Below are 8,529 nucleotides of genomic sequence, written 5' to 3' on the forward strand. Positions count from 1 at the left end.
CAACAAGTCGACCTCGGACACCATGCCGTACATGGAGATCAACGAGTCGAAAGTCGATGTCGCCCACGAGGCAACCGTCGGGAAGATCGGCGACGAAGACATCTTCTACCTCCAGTCGCGCGGACTGGATGACGACGACGCGAAACAGATGATCGTCTCGGGCTTCATCGAGCCGATCACAGAAGAGCTGCCGATCGAGTACGCTGTCGAGCTGAACCGGCTCGTCGAACTCGAGATGGAGGGATCGCTCGGATGAGCGTGCAGGTCCCAGCAACGCTCTCGGCAGAGACTGTCGAGAAAATCGCCGAGGAGCGAAACGAGCCCGAGTGGCTGCTCGAGGCTCGCCTCGACGCACTCGAGGCGCTCGAAGACGCCGAACTCCCTGACGTCATCCAGACACCGGGGCGACGGTGGACCAACCTCGAAGCACTCGATTTCGAGGCGCTCGTCGATCCGCTCAATCAGTCTGACGAGACCGAACGCGTGAGCGCCGAGGGCGCGACCGTGCTGTCGTTCGTCGACGCGCTCGACGAGCACGAGGACCTGCTCCGCGAGCACTTTGGGTCAGTGATTGATCCGGAGACGAACTATCTCACCGCACTGTCGGCAGCGCTTTTCACCACGGGGACGTTCATTTACGTGCCCGAGGGCGTCGACGCTGAAGACGTGAAGATCCGCGCGGAGATGAATTCGCGAACCCTGTTCAGCCACACGCTCGTCGTCACCGAGAAGTCGGGATCGGCGACGATCCTCGAGTCGATCGAAAGCGGCGAAGACACCGATGGCGAGGACCGATACTTCAGCAACATCGTCGAGGTCGTCGCTGGCGAGAACAGCTACGTCCAGTACGGTTCGTTACAGAACCTCAACGAGGACACCTACCACTACACGCTCAAGCGCGCGGACGCGGACACCTACGCGACCGCAAACTGGATCGAGGGTAACATTGGGTCGCGACTGACCCGCTCTGACGTTGAAACCAAGTTGAACGGCGACGGATCGGAGAGCAAGATTGTCGGCTCGTTCTTCGGCCACGAGGATCAACACCTCGACGTCAACGCTCGGGTCTGGCACAAGGCCGAGCACACGACCGCTGATCTCGTGACCCGTGGCGTGCTCGATGACACGGCTCGATCGGTCTACGAGGGCGTCCAGGACGTCGGTGTCGACGCGTGGAACACGAGTTCATACCAGCGTGAGAACACGCTGATGCTCTCTGATGAGTCTGAGGCCGACGCATCCCCGAAGCTCATCATCCACAACCACGACACAGAGGCGAGTCACTCGGCGACGGTCGGACAGGTCGATGCAGAGGACCTGTTCTACATGACCTCACGGTCGATCGATCCGCTCACTGCACGGAACATGCTCGTTGAGGGCTTCTTCGTGCCGGTGCTCGAAGAGATCGACGTCGACGAGTTCCGTGAGGACCTCCAGGAACTCATCGCGGCGCGCCTCAGATAACGCGGCTGCTATCGCGTTGGTCCAGCAGCTGCCAGGCGGCCGGCGGCTGACGGCTTTTATTTTGGAGGGAATCGCTTAAGTCCGTCACACGCTCACACCGAGTATGCGCTGTATCGCGTCGATAGAACGGATGTCACGGGTGAACCGGCCATGAGCGTCGGTCATTCGGTGACGTCGGATCACCAGCTCGCGCGGCTGTTGCAGATCGGAATCGTCCTCGAAGAGGTTGTGGAGGCGCGCGCGCACTACCACTACCAATCGCTCGCCGAAGAGGATCGCGACCTCGACGACGAGATCGAATCACTCCTCGAACATGCTGCCGAAGAGTCAGCCGAGCACCGCACTGCCCTCGAAGAACTCATCGCGGGGCTCGAAGCCGACAGCGTTCCCTTCGAAGAGATCGAGACGCTCGTCGAGGCCCAGTATGGGCAAACGAAACCGGAGGACTTCGACGGCATTCTGTACGATCAACTGTGCAACGAGGAAACCGCCTACAAGTTCTACGACGATCTGATCAAGGCGATCGAGGACAGTGACGTCGAGTTTTCGATCGATCGACCGACCCTGCTGTCAGTATTACGGGACCTCCGGGCGGCCGAACGGGACGGCGTCGAGCGGGTCACGACGATTATGGAGGAGCGAGCATGAACCGGTATCCGGACGGGAACAGAAACGAGAACGAACGTGCGAGCGCGAATGGAGGCAACAAATGAACACTGCTGACCAGTATCTCAAAGCAATCTATCTCATCCAGCAGGCCGAAGACGGTCCCGCCGCAACCGGGAAGCTCGCCGATCGACTCGACGTGAGTCCCGCAAGCGCGAACGAGATGATCGGCAAGCTCGAATCCCGCGGGCTCGCCGAGCATGAAAAGTACAAAGGCGTCAAACTGACCGACGAGGGGATCGTCCGCGCTCGTGACGCATTACAGACGTACTGCATCATCGAGCGGTTCCTGGCGAACGTCCTCGCGGTCGAGGAGTTCCGATCGGAGGCCAGGGAACTCGAAGCAGTGATTGACGGGACGGTCGCCGAACGGCTCGACACGATCATCGAGCGGCGGCCGGAGTGTCCGGACTGTTTCGACCCTGAGGACGACGCGTGTGCCTGTCTCGAGGTCACGTTCGAAGAGGAGACGATCGCTGACTGATCGAAAATCGCAACGCGTTTTAGGGGGTAGGCGGTACTGTTTGATACGTCCCACAAGAGGGCGATCGGTCAGTCCCGTGGTGTAGCGGCCAATCATAATGGCCTTTGGAGCCATTGACGGCGGTTCGAATCCGCCCGGGACTATTTTGCCGCGAGCAATACCGCGAGCGGCAAATACGTCCAGCGGATTCGAACCAGAGAGCGGAGCACCGCGGAGCGATCGTGGTTCGAATCCGCCCGGGCTGTAACTCATGCGGTCGCGATCTGTTCGATAACTCAAGCGAGGAAACGAATAGATTCTAATCAGCGATAGAGCAATATGGAGCGATCGTGGTTCGAATCCGCTCGGAACTACCTATCTCGATAGAGCGAAATGTTTTCTGACTATTGGACACTCAGAGTGTATATGGGCACCAAAAGAGAACAATATGGTGGACTGTACATCTCTTTTCCGTTCGGTGAGGAGCAGGTGTTCCGGTACGGGGCGATGGAAGACGTGCTTGAACTCTTAATCCGAAACCCGTTCAGAGAGTTTTCCGTGCGCCAACTTCGCGACATCACGGACAACGGCTCGAAGACGACAACGCGTGCAGTTGCCCTGCTCTAGCAACTGGAACTCGTTCACGTCGACGAGAGTGGGCGCAGCAAGGGTGTGCGCGTGAACCGCGATCGAGTGACGATCCCAGACGAACCGCTGTTCGCGCTGCCGCAGGACGAGTTTCGCGAACCGGTACGGGCGTTCGTCGAACGGGCTCGCACAAAGGTACCGTCGTTTTCGGCACTGATCGTGTTCGGGAGCGTCGCACGCGGCGAGGCCGATCGTCGCAGCGATATCGACATCTGGATACTGATCGACAACGATGACAATCTCCTGCAGGCGCGGCGTACGGCAACCGAAATCGCCGCCGACCTTGACGATCAGCGATTCGGTGACGAGAGGGATCGGTACGAGTTCGAGGTGCTGGTCGAGTCCGTGGAGTCGGCGGTGAGCCACGGCGAGGCCGAGAACGGAATTGACGAGGTGCTGGCCGAGGGCGTCGTGATCGAGAACTCCGACGCATTGGGACGCGTGAAAGACGTGGTGCTGGGTGGTGCCGACGCCGAGGACGTGAGGGGCGATGAGCAATGAGGATCCATGCAGCAGCAAACTGAGCGCCGCCGTGACGGCGTTCACCCAGCGCGGTACCGTGGAGCCGGGACTTGACGTGGAAGGCAACGCACTCTTGCAACTGCGGAAGGCGTGTCGTATCTTGGATGGCATTCGGGCGTTGCGCGACATCGATCGGCATCACACACTGGTAGTCGAGTGATCGTTTGCGGCTCTTGAGCGGACAGTGCAGTTCTACGTGGTCGATCGAGGGCTGGCAGAGGTGGATGAACTGATGAACCACGATGACGCGTTCGAGTACGAGATCCAGGCTGGCGTGTTCTCCGAGGCGACAAAAGACAAACTGATCGAACTCTGGCAGACCTACCGAAATGGAACGTACTACCAACAGGAGCGTGCGACCGCCGAGCAGGCCAAGCGATGCTGGCATACGCCGAGTGCATACACGAACACGTTCCGAAACTCGCCGGTCGGGCACACGATGGTATCTGTTGACGAGAAAACTGACGCATCAGAGGTGAAAGCTGGGAGTTTGAGCGACAGCCAAGCCCTCCGCTTAGCAGCAATTGCTCATTGTCTTCGTGTCATCTGTGAAAGTATTTTTACGAAAGAATGCCAAAATTGAATTGATAATGAGTAAAGATCAAAAACAATCCACTCCATACGGTGCGTGGCCGTCGCCTATTTCGGTGGACATGGTTGCCAGTGACGGGCTCAGTTTTGGCCACACTGATTTGGACGATGATACTATTTATTGGCGCGAAGTACGACCAGACGAAAACGGCCGTGGCGTTATTGTGTCTTACGATGATGGAGATTATCAGGACGTGACACCTGAAGGCTTCAACGTCCGCACTCTCGTTCATCAATACGGAGGTGGTGATTTTATTGTATGCGATAATATTACCTTCTTCACTCGATTCAGCGACCAACGTGTCTATAGACAGCCACAGAATGGCAAGCCGACAGCAATCACGCCAGAGCCCAAGACCGACCGCGGGTTGAGATACGCGGATTTTGAATTCTCCGGGGATAGGAGCCACCTGTACTGCGTCCAAGAGAATCATGACGCGGCCAATATTGAGGAAGCTGTCGACGAACCGGTGACCTCTCTGGTACGACTCGAACCAGATGGGAGCGAGGAACCGGAGGTAGTTGCAGCAGGACACGACTTCTACGCGGCACCCACACTTTCACCGGACGGTAAACGACTCGCTTGGCTCACGTGGGACCACCCTCGAATGCCTTGGGACGGCACTGAACTCCACGTCGCCGACGTAGCTTATGACGGAACCCTATCGAACGAACGCGTCGTCATGGGTAGCCCCGGAGAGTCGGTTTTCCAACCCTCGTGGAGACCTGACGGAGTACTCCACGCCGTCTCCGATCGGACAGGCTGGTGGAATCTCTACCGGCGAGAAGGCGACGTCTGGGTTCCCTATCGCGAGGAAGAGGCTGAATACGGTGTTCCACAGTGGGTGTTTGGTCTTGCTACATACGCGTTCCTTGACGACGGACGGGTTGCCACAGTCGTTATTCGTGACGGAGAACAAACGCTTGAGCTGATAGCTCCGGATGGGTCGCGAGAGGTTCCAGATATGCCGTTTGCGGCGTTCGGAGAGCGTGGACACCCGCGGCTCCGGTCGGACGGGTCGTCCCTCTATTTCGTTGCCAGCGGCCCCGCGACGCCGCCACAACTGGTTCACTGGATGTCCGGAGTGGAGCCGACCGTGCTACGACTTGGGAACGAAATCGAACTCAACGATACGTACGTTTCGACGCCGGAACACACCAGTATCCCGACGCGGGACGGGTCACAGACCCACGTGTTCGTCTATCCGCCGGTCAATCCGAACATCGATCCGCCCACCGACGAGCGTCCACCGGTGATTGCGTTCGCACATGGCGGCCCGACGAGTGCAGTGCTTCCAGCTTTCGAGACCAGTACCCAGTTCTTTACGTCCCGCGGATTTGCTGTCGTACATGTGAACTACCGTGGCTCGACCGGACACGCTCGGGCGTATCGTGAGGCGTTGTACGGCGAGTGGGGGGTGAGGGACGTCGAGGATTGCATCGACGCTGTGCAGCATCTGGCTGAGAGCGACCGGGTCGACGGCGATCGAATGGCTATCAGGGGCGGAAGTGCGGGTGGATTCATCGCCCTGTCAGCACTCGCGTTTCACGACGTCTTCGCAGCAGGGACGAGCTACTACGGTGTCGCCGACCTCTCGCGCCTCGCCGAACTCACTCACAAGTTCGAGTCACGATACCTCGACCAGATAGTCGGGCCATACCCAGAAATGGCCAAAACCTACGATGACCGATCGCCGGTCAACCACGCTGACGGAATCAATGCGCCCGTGCTGCTCTTCCAAGGAGAGGACGATCAGGTAGTGCCGCTTTCGCAGGCCGAAGAGATGGTAGAGGCGCTCTCCGCGAACGGTGTACCTCACAGTCTCCTCGTGTTCGAAGACGAACAACACGGATTCCGCCGCGCAGAGTCACGGAAACGCGCTCACGAAACGGAACTCGCGTTCTATGGTGAGGCGTTTGGATTCGAGCCAGATGATGAGCTTTCGACGGTTGATCTATTCAAGAGCGAGGCTCCAGAGCGTCCCAGCCACTAAGAGGTTGCAGCGAGGTTGTGTGGATAGCACCAGTCAGATGAGGTCAGTGTGAAGCCTGTTGGATTTGGTGAGTTTGGACTCCCAACCTCAGCCATCGAGTTCGCCCGTGACTCTTTTCGCGCGAACTGTTCGATAACCCGAACTAAAAGAGCTATCAGATTCCAATTGCCGAGTAACGCAACGCGGAGCGATCGTAGTTTGAATCCCACCCGAATTATAAAACAAATGAGAGTGCGGCTTTGTCACTACTTTTGACGGTGAAGCGTCAGCTTTGCACGCGCAACGTAGGTGTTCGAGTCCCAACTCCGTGCGTCACTTATTTTCGATAATAGCTCTTCTGCGTCTACTGGCTCAAGCTGCCCGTTACGAACAAACGCAGTCAACAAAGTCGGTGTCGTGATGAGCCGAGTATCGGCTAGAGACGCGTGAATAAGCGCGAGTTGGTTGAATTCGTCACAGAGAAATTGCGTCGCGTCGAGGTCGTTGGCCAGTGAAACTGCGGCGTTTTCGCCATCGTCGAGCGGAAAGTCTTCATTGAGTTCTGCAGCTCGGACACGGAACGCAGAAAAACGATCGAGAACGGCCTGTGCGGCGGTTCCCGATCGATCGTCGTACACTGCGGTTTCTTGTAACTCTGAGACGACTTGCTCAGGAACATAGACCTGATACTTGTCAAGAAGAATACGAAGAGGCGCGTACTCGTGAGTGCTAACAATTCCGAGACTGACGAGAGCAGATGTATCTGCGACTACTACTGCCATTTATGAGTTTGCCAGTTCCTCTGCGGTCTCTTCGAGGAATTCTTCGCTTAGTTGGCGCTTCAGGACGCGAAAGTTCGCTGCCTCCTCGTGTCCGACGAGTTCCTTCAACTGCTGGAATGTGATATCATCATCGTAGTACGCCCCAGCGATTTCCTGCGTGATGTCGTCATCGTGAGATGCATCACGGAGGTACTCACGCAGTGCGTTGGTAAGGATGTCCGTTCGATCGGTCTCGAAGACGGTTGCAAGCGCATCGGCTCGCTCGATTAACCCCTGTGGGGCACGGAACTGCACTCGCTTCTTGCGCTCGGTGCTCATATGTGTACATTGTGAGTGCTAGTAATTAACGCTTCGCTCGTACCGATCGATCGCGGCCCGAATCCGCCCTGTCACAATCGATCGACGTCAAACCACCCACCTACGCGGGTTCGAACTCGTGAATCGGCCACTCGAGTTCGTGCTCGAGGGCCATCGCTCGCTCGTCTTCCTCGGGTGCGCGGATCGACAGGGAAACCGGCATATCGATCTCGGTGTCGGCGTACGGAACCGTGACTCGACCGGTCAGCCGCGCCCCGGAGTCGAGTTCGACGATCGCGATCGTGTAGGGTGCCCGATCGGCGAGCGCTGGCGGCGGCGTCCGGACCTCGGTGTACGAAATGACCGTGCCGGTCTCGGGCTGGCGTTCGATCTTGAGGTTACGACTCCCGCAGTCGTAACACGCTGGGCGCGGCGGGACCAATCGTGTCCCACAGTCCTCACAGGCAGCCGCGAGCAGGCGGCCCTCGTCGAGCGCCGAAAAAAACCCCGGAAGCGTGAACGGGCTGTCGGATGTAAGTTCCTCGGGCGATCGCGGTGCAGTCGCGTACTTGTCGGGTGTGTCCACATCTACATCGATATCTACAGCTGCATCTGTGTCTGCGTCGGTAGCGTTGGTGTTGGTATTGGTATTGGTGTTGTCAGACATGGTTAGGCGGCTGAGAGTACGTGTGCGACGGTGACGGCATCGGCAACGCCACCCTCGTTGATCAGCAGTGCGGTGTCAGCGCCGTCGACCTGGCGCTCAGGCGTTGCGGTTCCGGTCAGTTGCTCGTAGGCCTCGACGGCCTGTGCGATCCCGGTCGCACCGATCGGATGGCCACGGGCCTTGAGCCCGCCGCTCGTGCTCAATTGAACATCGGTCCATCCAGGTGATCGATCCTCGGGCGCAAGCGGGCTCTCGTAGCCCTTCCCGCGGGGAGCGAGCCCGGCGGCCTCAGCCAAGAGTGCTTCACAGACAGTGAACGCATCGTGGACCTCCGCGATGTCGACATCGGCCGGTTCAATACCGGCCTGATCGTACGCCTGGGTCGCCACCTCGTGGGCTCCTTCGATGAAGGTGAGGTTCCGGTCGGCGATCGCGAGGTTGTTCGCGCCGGCGCCG

Annotated in this window: 13 protein-coding genes and 1 tRNA gene; 10 read left to right on the plus strand and 4 right to left on the minus strand. The window is 58.4% G+C overall.

What is annotated here, in order from left to right:
- The 10 genes from E5K03_RS12300 to E5K03_RS12345 all read left to right on the plus strand — a co-directional run.
- Positions 1–256: SufD family Fe-S cluster assembly protein (locus E5K03_RS12300; protein ID WP_171006605.1), on the plus strand; the 256-nt coding region annotated here is incomplete at its 5' end.
- The gene (sufD, locus tag E5K03_RS12305; protein ID WP_138007125.1) at positions 253–1,464 is read left to right on the plus strand and encodes a Fe-S cluster assembly protein SufD; all 1,212 of its coding nucleotides are present in this window, start codon (positions 253–255) and stop codon (positions 1,462–1,464) included. The genes E5K03_RS12300 and sufD, both read left to right, overlap by 4 nt.
- 150 nt (positions 1,465–1,614) lie before the next feature.
- Positions 1,615–2,112, plus strand: coding sequence for a ferritin-like domain-containing protein (locus E5K03_RS12310; protein ID WP_138007126.1), 498 nt, complete (start codon positions 1,615–1,617; stop codon positions 2,110–2,112).
- A gap of 61 nt (positions 2,113–2,173) precedes the next feature.
- On the plus strand, positions 2,174–2,614 hold the full coding sequence (locus E5K03_RS12315; RefSeq protein WP_137197153.1) for a metal-dependent transcriptional regulator: 441 nt from the start codon (positions 2,174–2,176) through the stop codon (positions 2,612–2,614).
- A 70-nt stretch (positions 2,615–2,684) separates the two neighbouring features.
- Positions 2,685–2,757: transfer RNA gene (locus tag E5K03_RS12320), tRNA-Gln, on the plus strand.
- Positions 2,758–3,019: 262 nt separating this feature from the next.
- Positions 3,020–3,220, plus strand: a complete 201-nt coding sequence (locus tag E5K03_RS12325) for a hypothetical protein (protein WP_138007127.1) — start codon at positions 3,020–3,022, stop codon at positions 3,218–3,220.
- Positions 3,221–3,271: 51 nt separating this feature from the next.
- The gene (locus E5K03_RS12330) at positions 3,272–3,742 is read left to right on the plus strand and encodes a nucleotidyltransferase domain-containing protein (protein ID WP_138007128.1); all 471 of its coding nucleotides are present in this window, start codon (positions 3,272–3,274) and stop codon (positions 3,740–3,742) included.
- On the plus strand, positions 3,732–3,923 hold the full coding sequence (locus E5K03_RS12335) for a hypothetical protein (protein WP_138007129.1): 192 nt from the start codon (positions 3,732–3,734) through the stop codon (positions 3,921–3,923). Before E5K03_RS12330 ends, E5K03_RS12335 begins: the two co-directional genes overlap by 11 nt.
- Positions 3,924–3,947: 24 nt before the next feature.
- Positions 3,948–4,346 carry a hypothetical protein gene (locus tag E5K03_RS12340; protein WP_205742999.1) on the plus strand — a complete coding sequence of 133 codons (399 nt, stop codon included), beginning with the start codon at positions 3,948–3,950 and terminating at the stop codon, positions 4,344–4,346.
- A gap of 7 nt (positions 4,347–4,353) precedes the next feature.
- On the plus strand, positions 4,354–6,348 hold the full coding sequence (locus tag E5K03_RS12345; protein ID WP_138007131.1) for a S9 family peptidase: 1,995 nt from the start codon (positions 4,354–4,356) through the stop codon (positions 6,346–6,348).
- A gap of 245 nt (positions 6,349–6,593) precedes the next feature.
- On the opposite strand, the gene E5K03_RS12350 is transcribed toward E5K03_RS12345, so the two are convergent.
- The 4 genes from E5K03_RS12350 to E5K03_RS12365 form a co-directional block, all read right to left on the minus strand.
- Positions 6,594–7,109: a hypothetical protein gene (locus E5K03_RS12350; protein WP_138007132.1), complete on the minus strand. Its 516-nt coding sequence runs from the start codon at positions 7,107–7,109 to the stop codon at positions 6,594–6,596.
- The gene (locus E5K03_RS12355) at positions 7,110–7,427 is read right to left on the minus strand and encodes a hypothetical protein (RefSeq protein ID WP_138007133.1); all 318 of its coding nucleotides are present in this window, start codon (positions 7,425–7,427) and stop codon (positions 7,110–7,112) included.
- Positions 7,428–7,527: 100 nt separating this feature from the next.
- Complete coding sequence (locus E5K03_RS12360; protein ID WP_138007134.1) at positions 7,528–8,073, minus strand: Zn-ribbon domain-containing OB-fold protein; 546 nt, start codon at positions 8,071–8,073, stop codon at positions 7,528–7,530.
- A 2-nt stretch (positions 8,074–8,075) separates the two neighbouring features.
- Positions 8,076–8,529, minus strand: a 454-nt coding sequence (locus tag E5K03_RS12365) for a thiolase C-terminal domain-containing protein (RefSeq protein WP_394343982.1), incomplete at its 5' end; no start/stop codon positions are given.

It is taken from the genome of Halalkalirubrum salinum, assembly GCF_005543295.1.
Classification (GTDB): Archaea; Halobacteriota; Halobacteria; order Halobacteriales; family Haloferacaceae; genus Halalkalirubrum; species Halalkalirubrum salinum.

What these genes read in the sequence shown, in the direction of transcription:
- sufD (WP_138007125.1), top strand. Translation starts at nt 253, where the DNA reads ATGAGCGTGCAGGTCCCAGCAACGCTCTCGGCAGAGACTGTCGAGAAA.
- E5K03_RS12310 (WP_138007126.1), top strand. Translation starts at nt 1,615, where the DNA reads ATGAGCGTCGGTCATTCGGTGACGTCGGATCACCAGCTCGCGCGGCTG.
- E5K03_RS12355 (WP_138007133.1), bottom strand. Translation starts at nt 7,427, where the DNA reads ATGAGCACCGAGCGCAAGAAGCGAGTGCAGTTCCGTGCCCCACAGGGG.
- E5K03_RS12315 (WP_137197153.1), top strand. Translation starts at nt 2,174, where the DNA reads ATGAACACTGCTGACCAGTATCTCAAAGCAATCTATCTCATCCAGCAG.
- E5K03_RS12335 (WP_138007129.1), top strand. Translation starts at nt 3,732, where the DNA reads ATGAGCAATGAGGATCCATGCAGCAGCAAACTGAGCGCCGCCGTGACG.
- E5K03_RS12360 (WP_138007134.1), bottom strand. Translation starts at nt 8,073, where the DNA reads ATGTCTGACAACACCAATACCAATACCAACACCAACGCTACCGACGCA.
- E5K03_RS12350 (WP_138007132.1), bottom strand. Translation starts at nt 7,109, where the DNA reads ATGGCAGTAGTAGTCGCAGATACATCTGCTCTCGTCAGTCTCGGAATT.
- E5K03_RS12345 (WP_138007131.1), top strand. Translation starts at nt 4,354, where the DNA reads ATGAGTAAAGATCAAAAACAATCCACTCCATACGGTGCGTGGCCGTCG.
- E5K03_RS12325 (WP_138007127.1), top strand. Translation starts at nt 3,020, where the DNA reads ATGGGCACCAAAAGAGAACAATATGGTGGACTGTACATCTCTTTTCCG.